Annotated in this window: 22 protein-coding genes; 11 read left to right on the forward strand and 11 right to left on the reverse strand. The window is 33.5% G+C overall.

What is annotated here, in order from left to right; translation table 11 throughout:
- Positions 1-36 precede the first annotated feature (36 nt).
- The 3 genes from AAYQ19_RS17515 to murI all read left to right on the forward strand — a co-directional run bounded on the left by AAYQ19_RS17515 (position 37) and on the right by murI (position 2,523).
- On the forward strand, positions 37-1,074 hold the full coding sequence (locus AAYQ19_RS17515) for an OmpH/Skp family outer membrane protein (protein ID WP_343538004.1): 1,038 nt from the start codon (positions 37-39) through the stop codon (positions 1,072-1,074).
- Positions 1,075-1,088: 14 nt separating this feature from the next.
- A complete protein-coding gene (locus tag AAYQ19_RS17520; protein WP_343538006.1) occupies positions 1,089-1,592 on the forward strand; it encodes an OmpH/Skp family outer membrane protein in 504 nt (167 codons plus the stop codon).
- Between the two features lie 154 nt (positions 1,593-1,746).
- On the forward strand, positions 1,747-2,523 hold the full coding sequence (gene murI / locus AAYQ19_RS17525; RefSeq protein WP_343538007.1) for a glutamate racemase: 777 nt from the start codon (positions 1,747-1,749) through the stop codon (positions 2,521-2,523).
- A gap of 4 nt (positions 2,524-2,527) precedes the next feature.
- On the opposite strand, the gene bamG is transcribed toward murI, so the two are convergent.
- Together bamG and AAYQ19_RS17535 are read right to left on the reverse strand one after the other, a co-directional pair.
- Complete coding sequence (gene bamG / locus AAYQ19_RS17530) at positions 2,528-3,763, reverse strand: BamG family beta-barrel-assembly machinery protein (RefSeq protein WP_343538008.1); 1,236 nt, start codon at positions 3,761-3,763, stop codon at positions 2,528-2,530.
- Positions 3,764-5,095, reverse strand: a complete 1,332-nt coding sequence (locus AAYQ19_RS17535) for a DUF4270 family protein (RefSeq protein WP_343538009.1) — start codon at positions 5,093-5,095, stop codon at positions 3,764-3,766.
- A gap of 281 nt (positions 5,096-5,376) precedes the next feature.
- Here AAYQ19_RS17535 and AAYQ19_RS17540 point away from each other — a divergent pair, with 281 nt between their 5' ends.
- The 5 genes from AAYQ19_RS17540 to AAYQ19_RS17560 all read left to right on the forward strand — a co-directional run bounded on the left by AAYQ19_RS17540 (position 5,377) and on the right by AAYQ19_RS17560 (position 9,476).
- On the forward strand, positions 5,377-6,168 hold the full coding sequence (locus AAYQ19_RS17540; protein WP_343538010.1) for a DUF6268 family outer membrane beta-barrel protein: 792 nt from the start codon (positions 5,377-5,379) through the stop codon (positions 6,166-6,168).
- 16 nt (positions 6,169-6,184) lie between these two features.
- The gene (locus tag AAYQ19_RS17545) at positions 6,185-7,192 is read left to right on the forward strand and encodes a Kelch repeat-containing protein (RefSeq protein ID WP_343538011.1); all 1,008 of its coding nucleotides are present in this window, start codon (positions 6,185-6,187) and stop codon (positions 7,190-7,192) included.
- Positions 7,182-7,514 (forward strand): DUF4907 domain-containing protein, encoded by a 333-nt coding sequence (locus AAYQ19_RS17550; protein WP_343538013.1) that lies wholly within the window; start codon positions 7,182-7,184, stop codon positions 7,512-7,514. The genes AAYQ19_RS17545 and AAYQ19_RS17550 overlap by 11 nt, the downstream gene beginning before the upstream one ends.
- Positions 7,515-8,624, forward strand: coding sequence for a sensor histidine kinase (locus AAYQ19_RS17555; RefSeq protein ID WP_343538015.1), 1,110 nt, complete (start codon positions 7,515-7,517; stop codon positions 8,622-8,624).
- 135 nt (positions 8,625-8,759) lie between these two features.
- Positions 8,760-9,476: a LytR/AlgR family response regulator transcription factor gene (locus AAYQ19_RS17560; RefSeq protein WP_343538016.1), complete on the forward strand. Its 717-nt coding sequence runs from the start codon at positions 8,760-8,762 to the stop codon at positions 9,474-9,476.
- A gap of 158 nt (positions 9,477-9,634) precedes the next feature.
- Here the strand turns inward: AAYQ19_RS17560 and AAYQ19_RS17565 are convergent, their stop codons facing one another.
- Positions 9,635-10,156 carry a gamma carbonic anhydrase family protein gene (locus tag AAYQ19_RS17565; RefSeq protein WP_343538018.1) on the reverse strand — a complete coding sequence of 174 codons (522 nt, stop codon included), beginning with the start codon at positions 10,154-10,156 and terminating at the stop codon, positions 9,635-9,637.
- Positions 10,157-10,161: 5 nt separating this feature from the next.
- The gene (locus tag AAYQ19_RS17570; protein ID WP_343538020.1) at positions 10,162-11,151 is read right to left on the reverse strand and encodes a PorP/SprF family type IX secretion system membrane protein; all 990 of its coding nucleotides are present in this window, start codon (positions 11,149-11,151) and stop codon (positions 10,162-10,164) included.
- A gap of 143 nt (positions 11,152-11,294) precedes the next feature.
- Between AAYQ19_RS17570 and AAYQ19_RS17575 the strand changes: the two genes are divergently transcribed.
- The 3 genes from AAYQ19_RS17575 to AAYQ19_RS17585 all read left to right on the forward strand — a co-directional run bounded on the left by AAYQ19_RS17575 (position 11,295) and on the right by AAYQ19_RS17585 (position 13,641).
- Positions 11,295-12,194 (forward strand): NifU family protein, encoded by a 900-nt coding sequence (locus tag AAYQ19_RS17575; protein ID WP_343538022.1) that lies wholly within the window; start codon positions 11,295-11,297, stop codon positions 12,192-12,194.
- Positions 12,195-12,351: 157 nt separating this feature from the next.
- Positions 12,352-12,735, forward strand: a complete 384-nt coding sequence (locus AAYQ19_RS17580; RefSeq protein ID WP_343538024.1) for a YtxH domain-containing protein — start codon at positions 12,352-12,354, stop codon at positions 12,733-12,735.
- Positions 12,736-12,834: 99 nt separating this feature from the next.
- Positions 12,835-13,641, forward strand: coding sequence for a mechanosensitive ion channel family protein (locus AAYQ19_RS17585; RefSeq protein ID WP_343538026.1), 807 nt, complete (start codon positions 12,835-12,837; stop codon positions 13,639-13,641).
- A gap of 9 nt (positions 13,642-13,650) precedes the next feature.
- On the opposite strand, the gene tsaB is transcribed toward AAYQ19_RS17585, so the two are convergent.
- The 7 genes from tsaB to AAYQ19_RS17620 all read right to left on the reverse strand — a co-directional run bounded on the left by tsaB (position 13,651) and on the right by AAYQ19_RS17620 (position 20,077).
- Complete coding sequence (gene tsaB / locus AAYQ19_RS17590; RefSeq protein ID WP_343538028.1) at positions 13,651-14,322, reverse strand: tRNA (adenosine(37)-N6)-threonylcarbamoyltransferase complex dimerization subunit type 1 TsaB; 672 nt, start codon at positions 14,320-14,322, stop codon at positions 13,651-13,653.
- A 29-nt stretch (positions 14,323-14,351) separates the two neighbouring features.
- The gene (locus tag AAYQ19_RS17595) at positions 14,352-14,600 is read right to left on the reverse strand and encodes a hypothetical protein (protein ID WP_343538030.1); all 249 of its coding nucleotides are present in this window, start codon (positions 14,598-14,600) and stop codon (positions 14,352-14,354) included.
- A 12-nt stretch (positions 14,601-14,612) separates the two neighbouring features.
- On the reverse strand, positions 14,613-14,885 hold the full coding sequence (locus AAYQ19_RS17600) for a hypothetical protein (RefSeq protein ID WP_343538031.1): 273 nt from the start codon (positions 14,883-14,885) through the stop codon (positions 14,613-14,615).
- 6 nt (positions 14,886-14,891) lie between these two features.
- The gene (locus AAYQ19_RS17605; RefSeq protein ID WP_343538032.1) at positions 14,892-16,184 is read right to left on the reverse strand and encodes an efflux RND transporter periplasmic adaptor subunit; all 1,293 of its coding nucleotides are present in this window, start codon (positions 16,182-16,184) and stop codon (positions 14,892-14,894) included.
- A 6-nt stretch (positions 16,185-16,190) separates the two neighbouring features.
- Entirely contained in the window at positions 16,191-17,573 is a 1,383-nt protein-coding gene (locus AAYQ19_RS17610) for a TolC family protein (RefSeq protein WP_343538034.1), read from the reverse strand.
- 78 nt (positions 17,574-17,651) lie between these two features.
- Positions 17,652-18,773, reverse strand: a complete 1,122-nt coding sequence (locus AAYQ19_RS17615; RefSeq protein WP_343538036.1) for an efflux RND transporter periplasmic adaptor subunit — start codon at positions 18,771-18,773, stop codon at positions 17,652-17,654.
- A 38-nt stretch (positions 18,774-18,811) separates the two neighbouring features.
- Positions 18,812-20,077 carry an ABC transporter permease gene (locus tag AAYQ19_RS17620; RefSeq protein ID WP_343538038.1) on the reverse strand — a complete coding sequence of 422 codons (1,266 nt, stop codon included), beginning with the start codon at positions 20,075-20,077 and terminating at the stop codon, positions 18,812-18,814.
- Position 20,078: the final 1 nt, after the last annotated feature.

The following is a 20,078-nucleotide window of genomic DNA, read 5'->3' on the forward strand; positions in this document are numbered from 1 at the left end:
AGCGTTTGGTTAAAAATCATCAAATAAAGTTATGTTATGAGAAAACAGTTTTTATTTATATTTTTAGCCTTGATTGTAGCAAATACAAGTCAGGCACAGACAAGAACGACAAGGATTGGCTATATTGACATGGAGTATATTCTTGAAAACGTTTCTGACTATAAAGAGGCAACAGCTCAATTGGAGTTGAAAGCTCAAAAATGGAAACAAGAAATTGAATCCAAAAAAATAGAAATAAACAAACTGAAAGAAAGCTTAAAAGCAGAAAAAGCACTTTTAACAAAAGAGCTTATTGATGAAAGAGAAACTGAAATAAAATTTCTGGAAACAGAAATGATGGATTATCAGCAAAAGCAATTTGGTTCTGATGGAAATCTGATTCACCAAAAAGCGGCGTTAGCCAAACCAATCCAGGATCAAGTTTTTACAGCTGTGCAAGATATCGCTGAAGCTAAAAATTATGATTTTATTTTTGATAAATCTTCAGATTTGACCATGCTTTTCAGCAATAAGAAATTTGATATCAGTGATCAAGTTATTCGTATTTTAAACCGAACTGACAAGAGAGAGCAATTGACTAAAAAACAATTGAAGGATCAAGAAATAAAAGAAAGCAAAGAGAATGCTATTGATGAAAATCCAGCAATGGCCGATCGACAAAAAGCACTTGATGAAAAAAGAGCCGCGAGAGAAAAACTAATCGAAGACAGACGATTAGAGCAAGAGGCTAAGAAAAAAGAATACGACGACAGAAGAAAAGCTCTACAAGCAGAGAGAGAAGCTAAAAAAAATGGCACGGTTTCTGAACCTGCAAAAACAACTGAGGCCAGCAAGACAACTGAAACAGGCACGACAGCCAAACCAGCTACTGCAGGAGCAACTGAAACTACTCCAGCAACCACAGCACCGGCAACAACTGAGCCAGCAGTAGACAAAGCAGCCGAAAGACAAAAATTATACGAACAACGTAAAAAAGAATTAGAAGAAAGAAGAAAGAAAATACTTGAGGAAAGAGAAGCGGCTAAAAAAGCAAAAGAAGCCGAAGCCCAAAAATCAAATACGACCAATAATTAATTAATATTTTAAAAATGATGAAACAAATCAAAACTTTACTAATTGCTGCCGTTCTAATTTTAGGAGCAAGTAACACAATGAATGCACAGGCGAAGGTTGCCCATGTTGATGTTAGCGAGATTATGTCGAAAATGCCTGCTATGCTAGATGCACAAAATCAATTGCAAAAATTAAGTGGTACATACGACGCTGAATACAAAAAAATGGTTGACGAATACCAAACTAAAATCAAAAAGTACGAAACTGAATCTACTACAGCAACTGACGCTGTAAACACAGAGCGTGCTAAAGAAGTTCAAGACATGCAAAAAAGAATTGTTGATTACAGAGACAATGCACAAAAAGAGCTACAACAAAAAGATAACGACATCATGAAACCAATTATGGAGAAAGTGAAAGCTTCTATCCAAAAAGTTGGAAAAGCTAAAGGTTACCAATACGTTTTAGATGGTTCTAGCCTTATATTAGCTGATGGTCCAAACATCACTGCTGACGTTAAAAAAGATTTAGGATTCTAATAAACGAATTCCTTACTATAAAAACTGCTCGATACTTTTTAAAAGTTTGAGCAGTTTTTTTTTACAATAAATTAAAATAAAAAAAGAAAAGAATTCGCAGATTTCAGCTAAATTCAAACATCAATTTATTTCAAAAAATACTAAATTTGTATTTATGACAAACAACAATCCTATAGGCGTTTTTGATTCTGGAATTGGAGGAACTTCAATCTGGAATGAAATTCATAATCTACTTCCAAGCGAAAAAACTATTTATTTAGCCGACAGCAAAAATGCTCCTTATGGCCAAAAAACCAAAGAAGAAATTGTTGCGCTTAGTAAAAAGAATGTGGAATTTTTAATTGAAAGAGGCTGTAAATTGATTGTTGTGGCGTGTAATACTGCAACAACTAATGCTATTCGTGAACTTCGTGCAGATTATGACATTCCATTTATTGGTATTGAACCAGCAATCAAACCTGCTGCAAATAATTCAAAAACCCAAGTCATTGGCATTTTAGCCACAAAAGGAACTTTGAACAGTGAACTGTTTAATAAAACTGCCGAAATGTTTCAGAATACCACAATCATAGAACAAGTAGGACACGGCTTAGTACAGCTTATTGAAGACGGGAATTTAAACTCGTCAGAAATGACGGAGCTTTTAGAATCGTACTTAAAACCTATGATTGATGCAAATATTGATTATCTGGTTTTGGGTTGCAGTCATTATCCATACTTGATTCCTCAGATAAAAAAAATACTGCCGGACCACATCCAGATTATAGATTCTGGTGAAGCTGTGGCCCGACAGACCCAAAATATTTTACGTGATAAAGTTGGTTTCTCAGAACTTAAAGAAGCTGAGCCAGAGTTTTATGTTAATTCAAATCCTGCAGTATTAGAATCTATATTAGACCACAAATATCCTGTGATAAAAAAGGATTTCTAAAATGCTACTCAAACTTTCGCTTGACGAACCATATTCCGTCTAAGGATAAATTGAGAGATAGTTTATGATAATTTTCTTTTATTAAATTATCAGCTATTCTCCCTTTTTGCCCATACGAATATGAAATATTCAGGGTAGTCAATGTATTTTCTATCGGTAACGAAAGACCAATAGAAACTGCTGCATTATTTACTCGTTTACCATCTACTTCAAGATATCCATTATCAAAATTGGCTCCCATTGCATATTGCACACGATCCCAATATTTCCTATAATCTTTTCTTTGACGATAGGTAAACCCAAGCGCAAATCGGTCTTGATTTACAAAATTTCCGTATAACTCAGATTGTTTGGTATCATCCCAAAAGCTCTTTTCGTAATCTAAAGTCATATTTAGATTATTTTTAAAGCGTTTGCTAATCCCTATTCCTATTTCTAAAGGCATATAATAATCATCTATATCTGAAGCAACATCAGACTGAATTGTCGTGGTCACTTCATCTGCAATAACAGTAACATTCTGCACTTTTGAAGCATTAACTTGAGAAGGAAGTTTGACCACTGGAGCAATGGTAAAAGTTGAATCGATTTTGTATTGCGCCCCAAATGTTGCTCGCACACCTTTATAACTTGTTTTTTTGCTAACGGTCGTGAGTGTATTTGTAATCAGGAAATTCCTTTCATCGGCTGTACTTCCGAACAATACGGAACCAGCAAAACCAACAGAAAGTTTTTTTCCAAATCTATAACCATACGAGAAATCAAAATCATTCAGCCCGCCCGATCCAACTGCGGTTAAATAATAATATTCCTGGCTTCCTTCTATTGGCAACTTTAAATTCGAAATTTTAAAAGCCGCACTTGAATATGGACGTAATGCCAAACTAAACCCTGAATTTTTAGTAACTGGAAAAGCAAAAGCCATATGCGAAAACTGGAAATTATTTCGTTTTTCGCTTCTCGAGCTTCCCTGATAAGTGGTTGCAATTGCCTTTCCTCCAATATCAAACATAAAATGATTTAAAGAAGTAAAACCCAACGACGCAGGATTTAAGTTATTGACAAAAGTATCAGACGGCAAAGCCATACCTGAGCCTCCAATTGCAGGCAGAATTCCGAAATCAGAATCGTAGACACTCCCAACTCCGTAAAGCGAATAAGGCGAGCTTGAAATACTTTGAGAAAATGAAGTCAGCGACAATAAAATGAAGCAACTTAAATAAATTATCTTACTTTTCATTTAATAGGAGATATAATAAATTTTCAATTGAACTTTATTGTTCGGATGTTTCTGATCGCCTAAAACAATTCGGTTTACGGTCTTGTAAATTCCGGGTAATGTCAAAATCAAAGAGGATTTTGAATCTGATGTTTTAAGCATTTCTTTTTGCAAAAAGTTGCCAAGAGGAATTGAATATCCAACATCTTCATTAAACTCATCGCTTTTTTTATTTAAAATGCCATACACCGTTGTTCCTGCTGAATTTACTAAAGAAGAACTTATTCGATTTAATTTGTCAGCCACATAAACAGACAAGGAATCTGCTAAAGGATATTTGGCGGAATACGTATTATTGACAGGTTTCAAAATAAGCTCTGCATTGACAATTGCTCCATTATCAGAAATATACTTGAGTTGTTTGATGTTTGGAAAATCGATTCTGCAAGCTACACCTGTCCCCGACTGAATAAAACCTTGCCGATCTGTGAGCGTACTTGATAATTTACTACTCGAGACAGGCAAATTCTGAATCAAAGTCCCTGTTTTATCTGATGAAACCGAATTAAACTGTTTTTTAGCATCAGCAATTGTAAAATCTAATATATAAGAGACCTCTTCAGTATCTGCCTGATATTTGGAATAATACAACCGTACTTTGCTTGTCGAGACATGAAAACCAATCATACTCGAAGAATTTGTTGTCGAAGGAACAATAACCAATCCTTTTAGATATTCTGAAAAACTATCAAAATCTGTAATTTCTCTCTTCTTTAATTTCTGAAAAAGTGCAGAACCAAAGGCGTCACTCATTTTTATGACAATAGAATCTTTTTCTGTTGGCCTTGGTTTGTACGAAATACTTCCTATACTTTCATCAGCGTAGGTCAAGGACGAGTTATTATAAAAATTTTCATCCTCGGTATTTGGCTTTACTTTTTGAGTCAATCTATGAATATTAAGCGTCTGTACATTTGTAGTATCAGCATAATAGTAATTATCATATTTTAAAATCATGGCTATAGAATCAAAAACATAATTCACAGTTTCAGTATCAGAACCTCCCCCTGAATTTAAAGTATATGAATCACCTGACAATTGGAAATAGCTATTTGATTTTACTTTTCCCAAAATAGGATCGTCATAGTTCCCAACTAAAATTCTGTTTTGATTTGAAGTAATCAATGAATCAAAATTTATTGTCGCCATATCGACTGTAACAGTGTCAATCATAATAACTTTATTGTTCACGGCCAAATAATCTGACCCCACAACAAATTCTCCAGCATCTGTATCTGTACCGCACGAAATGATCGTAATCGCAAAAAAGAACATCAATATAAACTTGTGCATAATAAAATTTTTGAGCAAATATAAAATGCCCTATTCTGCACCGCACTATAACATATACAGCCATGCTTTTTTGCACTACAAACAGCAAAAAATCATCTATAATATGGCAAGACAAACAAATCTTCATTTCAGCCCTTAAAAAGGCAATTTAGTCTATCAAAAAACGCCATACATATATATTCTTTTTTTTAAAAGCATCAGCCACCTACTTTTGAGCCAATAATTAAGTAATGAGAATAAGGCTTTTAATATGTTCGGTTTTTACAATTTCATTTTTTAGTATGAAGGCTCAAGAAACTTTTTCGGCAAATGTGAATTTAAAAACAGAACCTACTGATAAAATTGATTTTAACGAGAGCGATATTTCGGTAGTATTCAATAAAAAATTAAACACTAGAAATCAGCTCACGAATACATCTGAATATTCTAAACTGAATATAAATTATGATTTTGACCATTATTCAGAACTTGAAAATTTAGATCGCTTTAATCAGTTTCATAACAAAACCGATTATTCATTTCAAGCTTGGGATAAAACGAAGGTGGAATTTTCGCTTACGCCAATGTTTAGCTTTCAACAGAATTTAGATTGGTCTGATTTTACACTTTTAGGAAGTTTTGAAATCAATCAACAATTAAATTCGAATACAAATATTACTATTGGAGCTGCAAGATCAACGGCTTTCGGAAATCCAAAATTCATTCCTCTTGTGGCAGTAAACTACATACTAAGTGAAAAAAGTACAATTTCGATCGGATTTCCAGATTCAAAAATTTCATACTCAAATAACATCCGAAACAAATTCAATTTAACAAACAGCTTTAATGGTAGTTTTTACAATTTAGACCAAAAGTCAAATGCATATTATAACGCATCGCGAATGAGTTTGTCGCAAATGACCTCGGCATTTGAATATGAACGAAATGTAGATGGAAATTGGTTTTTGAATTTTAAGGCCGGGTATGATTTCAATAAAAAATACAAACTCACAGATTCTGAAGATCATACTTTGTACAATTTTAATACAGGCAATGGATACATTTTAGGAATTGGGATCAAATACAAACAATAAATAAATTTAATACATTATGAATAATTTGAAAAAAGGAATATTATTCGCGACTCTATTTTCAGCTCTTGTTTTTGTAGGCTGCAGTAATGATGATGATGACGATGATTTGATTGGAAACTGGATTAAAAAGTCGGCATTTGATGGCCCAGCACGATCTAGCGCCACAAGTTTCGTTATTGGCGATTATGCATATGTAGCAACTGGTTATACCGGCGATGTGTACTTAAAAGATTTATGGGCATACAATTCAAATGGTGATTATTGGGAACAAAAAGCTGATTTTATTGGAGTTGGAAGAAGTTCTGCTTCAAGTTTTGCTTTGAACGAAAAAGGATATGTAGGTCTTGGTTATGATGGAACAAATAAATTAAAAGATTTTTTCCAATATGACCCAACTAGCAACAGCTGGACACAAAAAACAGATTTCGCAGGAACAGGACGATATGGCGCTCTTGGATTTCAAGTTGGCGGAAAAGCTTACTTTGGAACTGGTTATGACGGAAACTACTTGAAAGATTTCTATCAATACAATGACCAGGCAAACACATGGACATTAGTAAACGGTTTTAGTGGAAACAAAAGACGTAATGCTACCGTTTTCATAATTGGCGACAAAGCTTATTTAGGAACGGGAATCAACAATGGGGTTTATCAGGAAGATTTTTGGGAATTTGATCCTGCAACAGATGCCTGGACAAGAAAACGCGATATTGATAAAGATATTAATGACGATTACACTTATAATGATGATTATGCTGTAACGCGTTCAAATGCATCAAGTTTTTCAATGAATGGTTTAGGATATGTTGTTGGTGGCGACGGTGTAAAAACCGTTTGGGAATACAATCCATCAACTGATCTTTGGGTTGAAAGAACTTCTATGGAAGGTGCAACCAGAACTGATGCAGTAGGTTTCGCAATCAATAACCGAGGTTTTTATATGCTAGGAAGAGTGGGATCAACTTATTTTGATGATGCTTGGGAATTTAAACCACTTGACGAACAAAGCGACGATGATAATTAATACTAAAAAACAATTCTTCTGGAGTAACATCCAGAAGAATTTATTGTTTATTTTACTTGTCTTGCTATTTACTGCTTGTGCAAAAAAAGAAACATTTAAAATTGATGCTTTCCAGACCAAAACAGGCTGGGGATATACGATTTCAGCTCAAAACAAAATTCTTATAAAACAGTCTATTATTCCTGTAATCAGTACTGCAAAAAGTTTTTCATCTGAAGAAGATGCTTTAAAAACCGGTCAATTAGTGGTTAGCAAACTAGACCAAAATATGTCGCCAACGATAACGAAAAATGATTTAATTTTATTAAAAATAAAATTCTAAATGAAGCTAGAGGCCATTAAAAATACTAATTCAAACAAAATTCTATTTCATTGCATCATATGGATTTTCTTTATATTGACTTCTTTGATTCAATTTTACGAAAGCCCTTTCAAAATCAACAATGATTTTTATGCACAATGGATTACCGGAATCGTATTGTTTTACCTAAACTATTTTTACTTGGTTCCGGCTTTGCTTTTAGAGAAAAAATATTGGTTGTACTTTATTTTTGCTTTGGCTCTTATCGTAGTGTTCATGGTCATCCGAACGAATTATTTCATTCCGGAATTCAGACATTTGCGACCTGAAAATATGGGCCCGCCGAGAATGATGCCTGACCCTAAATTTTTCCCAAAAGGAGGACCTCATTTTAGAACTCAAATAAGACAACCTCTTTTTTTTAAAATTGGCCCATCCTTTTTCTATATTTTAATCATTACCATAAGTGCAATTATTAGAACTTTGACTGAATTTTATAACAATCAGCAAAACAAATTAATTGCCGAAACACATAGAACAAGTACTGAATTGATTTATTTGCGCAAACAAACGAATCCGCATTTTTTATTCAATTCGCTAAACAGTATTTATTCATTGGCACACAAGAAATCTGATTTGGTCCCTGATGCCATCGTGACATTATCAGAACTCATGCGATATATGTTGTATGAAACTGATAACAAAACGGTGGCTTTAGAAAAAGAGATCAATTACATTCAGAATTATATTGAACTGCAAAAACTGAGACTTAACAATATTGAAGACATTGTCATAAATGTTCATGGCGATACTCGAAATAAGTTTATCGAACCGTTGCTTCTGATCTCTTTTGTTGAGAATGCCTTTAAATATGGAACTGATTATAAAGGCGCGGCGCACGTAAAAATCAAAATTTTCATTCATGAAAACAGTCTTGATTTTTGGATCGAAAATACAATCGAAAATTATGTTAAAGATCCCGAAAATTCAGGAATTGGTTTGGTAAATATTCAAAGCCGACTTGATTTGCTTTACCCAAATGCGCATCAGCTTACTATTACACAAGACAATGCATTTTATCGTGTGCATCTAAATTTAAATTTGGATCAAATTCAGACTGCTATAAACTAACATTTTATGCTAAAACGTTAAGAGATAATTATAAAATAAATGCTTATTTTATGAAAATTTTAAAACTTAATTAATTGATTTCAAAGTACTTTTGAGCACCAAAACAAAACTTTTTAAAATCTAATTTCCAGCAGAATGAAATGTGTAATTATTGATGACGAACCTTTAGCAGTTGAATTATTAGAAGATTTTGTCAAGAAAGTAGATTATCTTGAATTAGTCAGCACTTTCAATAATGCTATTGATGCTGTTTCTTTTATCAACCAAAACAATGTCGATTTGATTTTTCTAGACATTCAAATGCCACATTTCTCTGGAATTGATTTTTTGAATACTATTGAAAAAAAGCCTTTAGTTATCTTCACAACTGCTTATTCTGATTATGCGGTAGAAGGTTTCAACCTTGGCGCAGTTGATTATTTGGTAAAACCTATTCCGTTTCATCGTTTTCTAAAATCGGTGGTGAGAGCACAGCAAATTGTGAATCCAGCAACAGCCATTCAAGCTATTTCCGAAAATACAACGCCACCTGAATTAGAGCAGGATTTTATGTTTGTAAGAGCTGAATATGAAAACGTAAAAATGAATTTTGCAGATATCTTATTCATCGAAGGCCTGAAAGATTATGTAAAAATCTACACAACAGACAATAAATTTACTTTGACTTTGATCAGTTTAATAAAACTTGAAAACTTGCTTTCTAGCAAAGGTTTCTCGCGAATTCACAGATCATATATCATCAATATAAAACATGTCAAATCGATACAAAAAAACAAGGTTTTAATTAGCGACAAGCGAATCCCGATCAGCGAAAGCTACAAGACTGCTTTTTTTGAAAAAATCAACCTCTAATTATAAATTCCAATATAAAAAATCCCAAATTCCAATTTTGATAATGTGGAATTTGGGATTTAAAATTTTTACTATTTACAGCTTAAATTCCAAGCGCTTGACTTTGGAATTTGGAATTTCAATATTGGAATTTGGATTTTTTTATATTGGAATTTCAATTATTGTTCCTCGTCTTTAAACCAACTTGAATACATCACATAATTGTTCGAAATACGCTCAATTTCACCCGCAAAATTAGATTGATCAATATCTTTTACCTTTTTTGCTGGAACGCCTGCATAAATGGTTCCTGATTCGACAACTGTATTTTGTGTAATCACCGCGCCAGCCGCAATAATAGCATTGCTTTCTATTACGCAATTATCCATCACTATAGCGCCCATTCCAACTAAAACATTATCGTGAACTGTACAGCCATGAACAATAGCGTTATGTCCTATTGAAACATTATTTCCAATTATTGTTGGATGTTTCTGATAGGTACAATGAATAATTGCTCCGTCTTGAATGTTTACTTTATTTCCAATTTTAATAAAGTGAACATCACCACGAACAACGGCATTAAACCAAACACTACAAGAATGTCCAAAAGACACGTCACCTACAATAGTAGCATTTTCAGCAACATAACAATCCTCTGGAATTAAAGGCGATTTTCCGTTTACAGACTTGATTACCATAATAATTAATTAATAGCAGGGCAATTACAATCGTAACGCTCTCTTTTACAAAACAAATTAACCCCTAAAGTAATTTGGTGATAGGCTCCAGTATCAAATTTCACATCGCCCATCACTTGTGAGTACGTATAAGCAAACATAAAATTGTTGAAATTGATTCCGATTATTGGAGTAAAATATTGTAATTTTTGAGCTTTTACACCACTTGACGTGCTGTATTGCGCTCCATCAAAACTTCTTCTGTATGAAAATGCTGCCCATAAACTTCCAAAGTCCATATTTTTGTAGCCTTTCATATTCAAATCGATTGTTTTTTCTTTTGTCTTATCAAATACTTGCAACAATATTGAAGGCTCCCAAGTAAATTTTTCTCTTTTCCCGAAAACATATCCTGCACTCAGCAAATATTTTCTCAAATTATCGCTTTCGTAATCTGTATATAAGTCTCTCCTAGTTTCAAGAAGTCCTTGAACTGTGGCATGAGCATAAAAATTTAAATAGTTATAAGATGCTCCAACATCAACATTGAAATAAGAATCTTTTTGAATTGAACCAAAAACGATCGGGTCAAAAGTTCCTCCAAATTTTGTCTCATCTAGCTGACTCTGAATCAAACCGCCACTGATACCAAATGAAAGCTGATTCAAATCAAGCTCATCTCTCGAAAACATAATATGATGGGCATAAGTAAGTTTTACTCCTTTTTGAGAATGATATCCGTTTTTATCATTAAAAACAATAATTCCAGCACCAGAACGATCCCCTATCCTTCCGTTAAAACTTAAAGTCTGCAATGATGGCGCATCTTCTTCACCAAACCATTGTTTTCTTGCTGTCAATCTAACTTTTGCACAATTTGCCGCCCCAGCCATAGATGGATGAATCAAATAAAGGTTATCAGACAAATAATCCGAGTAAACAGGAATTCCTTCTTGCGAATAGGAATAAAATGAGGTAACCAAAAAAATGAACAAAACCTTGATTCTAAATTTCATAAAGGCAAAATTGTTTAAAGAAATTTTTGACTCTTCTAATTTAATACGATTTATTTGTAAAGAGTCTTAATTATTTTATTAAAAAATCAAATATAAGTATTAGTAGAAAATAACTTTACTAAATTTGCAAAAAATATACGACCATGACAAAAATCACTATAAAAGAAACACAAAACCCTACCATTCTTAAGTTTGAGTTTGATGATTTCATTACTAGAAATCAAAATTTTGAGTTCAAAAACATTGACGAAGCCAAGTCTTCACCTCTTGCACAGCAGTTATTTTATCTTCCGTTTGTAAAAACAGTATATATTTCTGGAAATTTTATTGCAATAGAGCGATTCAGCATCGTAGATTGGGATGATGTAAAAGACGCTGTAGCAGAACAAATTGCTGCATTTGTAGACAAAGGTGGCGTTATCGTTAATATTGACGAAAACGCGCCTAAAAAGCAACCTATTACAGTTTATGGAGAAACAACTCCAAATCCTGCAGCATTAAAATTTGTAGTTAGCAGAATGTTGACTAGAAATGCTGTTGAATACAAAAACATAGATCAAACAGCTTCTTCTCCATTAGCGCAGGAATTGTTCAAATTTCCTTATGTAAAAGAGATTTTTATTGATGAAAACTACATTTCGGTAACGAAATATGAAATCAACAATTGGGATGAAATTACATTGGAATTAAGAACTTTCATCAAACAATATATCGAAAATGGAGGAACTGTTCTAGACGAAAGCTTGATCGAAACCAAAGCTAAAAATGAAGCTGCAAAAGACGAAGCATTTGATAAATTAGATGTGACTTCACAGCAAATCATCAACATTTTGGAAGAATATGTAAAACCAGCGGTTGCGGCAGATGGTGGAAACATTGCTTTTGATTCTTATAATGAAGACAACAAAACCGTTAAAGTAATTCTACAAGGCGCTTGTAGCGGTTGTCCTTCATCAACATTTACTTTAAAAAGCGGTATCGAAAATATGCTGAAAAGCATGCTGAATGATGAAGCGATTACAGTTGAAGCTTTGAACGCTTAATCTAAAATAAATTAGATATTAGAAAACGTCCGCAAATTGCGGACGTTTTTTATTTAACCTTATATTAATCTTGTTCTCAACAAATTATCAATACGAGAACATTGAAATTCTCCAAAAAAGTTTAATATTGTAGTTCTAAACCAATCAATATAAAACTATGGGATTATCATCTTTTTTCAAAAATTTATTTGGTTCAACCAAAGAATCGGTAACTGAATTGGCAACTAATGCCGAAACTACTTTAGAGCAGGCAAAAGAAGCCGCGGCTCCATATATTGAAAAAGCTGAAACTTTTGCAGAAGAAACAATCGCTAAAGCAAAAGAAGCCTCAGAACCAATTATCGAAACTGCCACTGAATATGCGCATCAAGCAAAAGAAACTGTGACCGAATATGCAGAAAAGGCTTCAGACACCATTAGTGATGTTATCGAAAGCATAAAAGAGGCAACTACTGAAACTGCAGATGACGCAAAAAGACTTGTTACTGAAACTGTTGTCGACACAAGTGAACCAGAAATCGAGGAAGCTGACAAGGAATAAAACCGCATTCCTTTTCTTATAAAAATAAATATTTTTTATATTTGCAAAATCTTACACCTTCTCGTTTTGAGAAGGTTTTTTTATTCTTAAAATACAAATATGAGCCCAGAACAATTAGCAAGTTACACGACCCGTTTGATCAATTTATTAATTGATTATTCTCCAAAATTATTTTCAGCTTTTCTGATTTTATTTATTGGATTATACGCTATAAGATTAATAAACCGATTGATCAGAAAAATAATGGTAAAGCGAAATTTAGATCCTACTCTGACTAAATTTCTCGCCGATATTTTATTGTGGGCACTGCGAGTTTTATTGTTTGTAACTTTTATTTCAAAAATAGGAATTGACACTTCGTCTTTTGTAGCTATTTTAGGAGCAATGGGACTTGCGATTGGTTTATCTCTTCAAGGTTCGCTTTCTAATTTTGCCGGCGGAATGCTTATCATCGTTTTTAAACCTTTCAAAGTAGGCGATACAATCGAAGCGCAAGGAGTTGTAGCAACCGTATTAGAGATTCAAATTTTTGTCACTAAAATGTTGACTGGAAACAATCAAACTGTTTTTGTTCCAAATGGAGCTTTATCAAACGGAACAATTATCAATTATTCAATGCAAGGAGAAAGAAGAGCTGATTTGACTTTCTCTATTTCTTATGATTCTGATATTAAAAAGGCAAAAGACATTCTTTTAGCTACCTTAAACAACAACCCAAAAGTGCTTAAAACTCCTGCACCAGAAGTTTTTGTAAAAAATCTATCAGCAAGTTCTGTGGATTTTGCAGTTCGTCCTTGGGCTAAAAACGCCAATTACTCAGCTGTTTTTTCTGAAACTTTAGAGAATTGCAAAACGGCTTTAGACCAAGCAGGAATTTCCGTTCAGCCGTACACACTTCAAAAATAAAATAGATTGTTATTTTTTTGATGGCAATGTCATCATAAAATCTTTTAAATAATAAGGTTCAAAATAAGCGACATCAACAGTGTCGCTTTTTTGATATTTATCAAAACTGATTTTACTCATTTCACGCGCAGAAGGGTATTTAATTTCTTCTAAAAAGACAAAATTTTCTTTTGTCAAAACTGGTTTGCATTTATCGGCGCAGTCCCCAACAAAATAAAGCACTTCAGTATATTCTGCAAAAGAATCTTCTGTGATAACTTCGGCTTGAATTGCTCTTTCTGTTTTTAAATCTACAGAAAAAATTTCGTTGTACACTTCCATTCTTCGAGCATCCAGCATCGGGATAATTTTTCCTTCTGAAACTGACACTCTTGAAGCTAAAGTTTCCAGCGTATCAATGGCAATCAACGGAATGTTTAAAGCATAACACAATCCTTTTGCAGCAGAAACTCCAATTCGCAAACCGGTATAAGAACCCGGTCCTTGACTTACAGCAATTGCCACTAAATCCTGAACCGAGATATTTGATTCGGCTATTATTTCTTCAATAAAAACATGAAGTTTTTCGGCATGCGAATACCCTTCTTCAGCGATTTCTCTGCAGACAATGGTTTCTCCATTTTTTGCAATTGATACTGAACAATTTTTGGTTGCTGTTTCGATATTGAGAATAAAAGACAAAATGTTTATTTTTTTAATTATTAAATATTCTAGTTAAGTCCTGCATAGAGAGAAACCACTAATAAAAGCAATAAAGGCAGAACACACAAATTTAGAGCTAAAAACAATAAATAAAGCAAAACCTTTTTTCCATCTGAAAAATAGACATATTCTTCATTATAATAATCGGTTTTGTAGGCCTTATAATGAGTAAAACCAAGAAATATTACCGCTATAATTAAGCTCACACCAATCAATTCAAAAAATCCCGCAGGCGGACTTCCACATAATGAAACCATAATCACTAAAAATCAAATTATTTTTTGAACTGCGACAGCTATCCCGATAAAAATGAATGACAATATCCAAAACAATGCTATAGAAATGAATAAACTGACAATCAAAAAACCTAAGTATAAAAATAGCTTTTTCCATGAAGAAAAATAAACGTATTCTTCATTATAATAATCTGATCTATATACACGAACATGCATGTAAATAATAAATACAGCAATTGTTGCTAATGCGGCACCAAACCCATAGATCATTTCCATTGAAAATCCACCATGTAATGCAATTATCATAGCAAATTATTTCTTAGGAGTTTCTGCTTTTTTCAATTTTACTTTATCGCCAGAATTCAAGTCTTTAGAAACCGTTGTATAAGGACCTGTAATCACGACATCTCCTGGTTTTAACCCAGACATTACTTCGATATTAGTATCGTCCTGAATTCCTGTTTTAATGATTCTGATTTTCGCTTTATCACCCACTTTCACAAAAACACATTCGTATTTTTTATCCACTTTTGGCGCAGCTTTTTTATCTTCGTTTGGATCATCAACCTTAAATTCTTTTACTGCGGTAGTATCTGCTTTAACGACAACAGAACTAATTGGCACTGCCAAAACATTCGTTTTAGTTGTTGTGATGATATCAACCGTAGCGGTCATTCCTGGTCTGAAAGGTGAATAAGCCTCTGGTTTTCCTTCCAATAAATCTTTATAAGAATCTTTCAGAATACGAACTTTAACTTTAAAGTTAGTGACCTGATCAGAAGTCAAAGCTGTACTTGCAGAATTCGAAATACTGGTTACAACTCCACGGAATTTCTTTTTCAAATATGCATCCACTTCAACATTTGCTTCGTCTCCAATCTTGATTTTTACAATATCATTTTCGTTGACATCAACTTCAACTTCCATATTGTTCAAGTTTGCAACACGCAAAAGCTCTGTTCCTGCCATTTGTTGTGTTCCTAAAACACGCTCTCCTAATTCAACATTTAATACTGAAATAGTACCATCTGCAGGAGAATAAATCGTTGTACGCCCTAAATTGTCTCTGGCTTCAGTAACCGATGCCGTAGCACTTTGAACATTATAATACGAACTTTGTTTTGTTGCTTTTGCAACTTCATAAGTCGAGATTGCTTTATCCCAATCTGATTTTGAAATTACGCCTTTGTCATACAAGGTTTTGTTTCGCTCATAATTTGCTTTTGCTTCTCTAAAGTTGGCATCAGATTGCGTTAAACCCGCTTTAGTTCCAGCCAAATTTGCAACCGAACGCTCTAAACCTGAAGTATATAAATCCGGATTTATCTTAACTAATAAATCGCCTTTTTTAACTACTTGGCCTTCTTTTACGTTTAGTGCGATAATTTCGCCTGAAACCATTGAAGCAATTTTAACTTCGATTTCAGGCTGAATTTTTCCAGTTGCTGACACGGTTTCAACAATTGTTGAAGCCACAACTTTTGATATTTCTACTTCTTTGCCTTCGTCCTTATTTCCTATAATTCCCTTTTTCGACAGAACTATTAAAGTGCCAATTACAATAATTGCGCCCCCAACTAAGAAATAAATTGTTTTTTTTGACATAGTAAATTATTTTGCAGGAATTGGAACAATTGGAATTCCAAAATAGAATTCAAGAATCTTTATTTTAAATATATAATCGTATTTCGTTCTAATAACTTCTGATTGTGCATTTGTCAATAATGTTTGCGCTTGCGTAAAATCGAATGAATTCATCAATCCTACATCATACTTTTCCTTAGCATAGTTATAAGCTTGTTGTCTCGCTTCTAATGTTACCGTTGCAGCTTCATAAGTATTCAACGCACCTTTTGCATTTGTAAATGCAGTATAAACGTTACGTTGCAAATCTAAACTTTTTTGCTCTAAATCTATTTTAGATTTCTCTAAACTTACTTTATTTCGTTCAACATTATTTCTGACTGAAAATCCATTGAAAATTGGAACATTCAATTGCAAACCAAAATTATGCCCTTTATTGTCGCTAAATTGTTGGAATATCGGATCTGGTCCAGTCGTATAAGGCTGGTTTTGATCATCAAACTTTATTTGATCACTATAACTTGCTCTTGTATTAAAACCATAAAAGCCAGTAAGAGTAGGCTGAAAAGCACCTTTAGCAATTGCTACGTTCTTTTCGGCAATTTCAAGATTGGTTTGCGCCAGTTTTAATTCCGTTCTTGTTTCCTTTGCTTTATTATAAATATCAACTGGATTTTGTGCCATGATATTATTTTCATCTTTTGCATTTGTATCATCAACAACATCAAAATCAGTAAATTCTTTAAGCTGTAAAAGCTGTGCTAAGCTCAATTTTGAAATCAATAAATTGTTTTCTGAAACTGCAATATTTTGCTTATCGGTTGCAATAGTTGCTTTCAAATCAAATAAATCACCGCGCGGAATTGTTCCGGCACTCACCATTTCTTCTGAACGTTTTAAACGTTTTTCATCAATTGCAAGCTGTTCTGTTTTGATTTTTAAATCTTCCTTATATCCCAAAATTTGAAGAAAAGCATTCGCAACATTCAACGAAACATCTTCTTGCATTTTTAATAATTGATATTGAGATGCAATAATAGCAAGTTTTGTTCTTCTGTATGTATTTTGATTTTGCAGACCTCTGTAAATATCAACTCCAGCATTTAAACCTACAGATGAATACTGAGTTGTCTGATTACGCAAAACACCCGTAGTTACATCCTGGTTCAAACCAATATTCCAAGAATGTGATGCATTTCCGTTTACTGATGGAAGATATCTGCCAAAAGCATCTTTTTTATTTATTTCAGCATTTTCGACATCTAATTCCGAATTTTTGATCGTGATATTATTGTCCAATGCATATCGTACACATTCCTCTAATGTCCATTGTTTTGTTTGCGCCTGACCTGACAATCCAAATCCGAAAAGCATGGCAAAAACAAGACTATTTATTTTATTTATTTTCATATATTTTGAATGAAGCACAACCACAAGTCATGCAAATTTAACATTTTAAAAACCCAAAAAACTCCTCAAATAATCAAATTATTTTTTCTCTTTGTCTCCTTCGTTAATCAAGCCTTGATTCCAGATTTTTATTTTATCTGAATCTTTTACACCGCTTTTAACTTGAACATAGATTCCGTCGCTTACTCCTAAAACTAAATCTCTTCTTTGAAATTTTTGTGGAGCAGTTTCTACTTCAACATAAGGTTTTTGAGTTTTTTTGTCAAACTGCACAAGCGATTCTTTGATAGCTAAAACTTTGTCTGCTTTTTCTAAAATAATCGATGCATTTGCACTTAAACCAGCTCTAATAAAAGTATCCCCTTTATTTTCTAATTTAGCTTTTATTTCAAACTGAATTGCGCCATTTTCCACTACACCTTTTGGTGCAATATCTGTTAGAACTGCTTCAAATTTTTTGTTTTCGATAGCTCCAACAGTGATTTCAATTGGCATTTGAACTTTGATTTTTCCTACCTCAGATTCATCAATTTTTCCAATGAAAATCATTCTTCCAACATCTGCTACGCTGGCAATTGTAGTTCCCTCATTAAAATTATTACTTTCGATAACTTGGTTTCCAACTTTTACAGGTACCTGCAATACCATTCCGTTTACAGTTGAACGGATTAATGTATTTGCATAATTTCCTAAAGAAGTTGTTGTACCAGTTTTTACAATGTCTAAATTTTGTTTTGCAGCCACATAATTCTGTTTTGCTTGTTTGTAAGCTACTTGTGCTGCATCAAAATCGTTTGCAGAAATTACATCTTTATCAAACAACGTTTTTTGTCTTTGATAAATTTTTTCTTGATTGTCCAATGCAATTTTTGCAGTCTGTACTTGATTTTCGGTACTGCTTACATTTGAAACATTGGCAACAACTCTAATTTTTGCAATCATATCACCAGCCTTGATTTTCTCGCCGGCTTTGATGTATACTTCTTCAATAATTCCTGAAATATTTGGTTTGATTAAGACCTCTTCATCAGGCTGAATATTACCAGTTGCAATGGTATTTTTTACGATCGTTTTAATCTCTGCCTTATCTGTTTGAAACACAATTGGCGATTCTTGATTTTTAGCATATAAATAATACAGTGCACCAAAGAAAATTATAGCAATAAAGATTAAAATGGTTACGGTTACTCCTTTTTTCATTTTGTTTTTGGTTTAATCGATTATATTTTGATTGATAATTATTCTGTTCGTAAAGCGTCAACTGGCTTTACATTAATTGCGATTTGTGCAGGAATAAATCCAGCCAGCAAACCTGAACCTACTAATATTAATAAGGCAACAAATACAACTCCTAAATCTACACTCGGACTAGCGAACATTGTATTGCTGTCAGCCGGCATCGAATCCAAAATCATATTTAGCACAGCTATGATTCCGGTGGCGACGGCTATTCCAAGCATTCCTGAAATAATAGTCAAAAAGATAGATTCTGATAAAATTTGTCCGCGAATCGCTCCAGGAGTAGCTCCTAAGGCTCTTCGAATTCCTATTTCTTTTGTACGCTCTTTAACTACAATAAGCATAATATTCGAAATCCCGATTACTCCAGAAATCAGAACCAGAATTCCAACAAAATAAGCAATGATTTTCAAGATATTAAACAAACTTTGCACTTTGTTAAACTGCTCGTACAAATCAAAATTACCTACTGCTCTGTCATCTGCAGGATTTATCGAATGTAATGCTTTAATTATTTCAAGGATTTTTGGTTTTAAGTCGGTAATCGAAGTTTCATCTTTTGCCGTAATTGCCATCCATCCTACTTTATCTCCATAATTAAATGCTTGCTGAAAAGTCGTAAACGGAATAAAAATGTTTTTCTGCTCTTGTTCCGCATTTCCGCCTTGTTGTTTTGATTTATAAATCCCAACAACCATGAAATTTATTCCGTTAATTTTAATGTAAGTTCCAACGGCTTCTTCCTCTTTTCCATAAAGTTCGCTGATAACACCTTGACCAATTACGCAAACCTTTCTTTTACCTTCAATATCTTTTTGGTTTACAAAACGGCCTTTTATGATATCCATCGGCTGTTGCTTAATCAGTTCTGGATAATCGCCATAAATCGTAAATGCAGAAGTTTTTGTTCCTCGCACCACATTATTTGTTCCGTTAAAATCTCCTAACTGATTTCTTGGCGAAACATATAATAAATCTGGCAATGCAGCTCTTAAAGCGGCGACATCGCTGTTTCTAAAATCATATCGGCGTGTTTTTGGCAAACCTTTATAGGCTTTAGACGTCGTTTGGCTCCACATAAACATGGTGTTTGTAGCAATTCCATCAAAACCTTTTTTAATTCCATTTTCCAGACCATTACCTGCAGCAAGCAAAATCACCAAAATGAAGATTCCCCAAAATACTCCAAATGCTGTCAAGATTGTCCTAAAAGGATTTGCAGTCAAGGCCTGTAAAATCTCGTCCCAATTATCTTTCTTAAACATA

Origin of the sequence: Flavobacterium mesophilum, from assembly GCF_039581405.1 — a bacterium.
In the GTDB taxonomy this organism is placed as follows: domain Bacteria; phylum Bacteroidota; class Bacteroidia; order Flavobacteriales; family Flavobacteriaceae; genus Flavobacterium.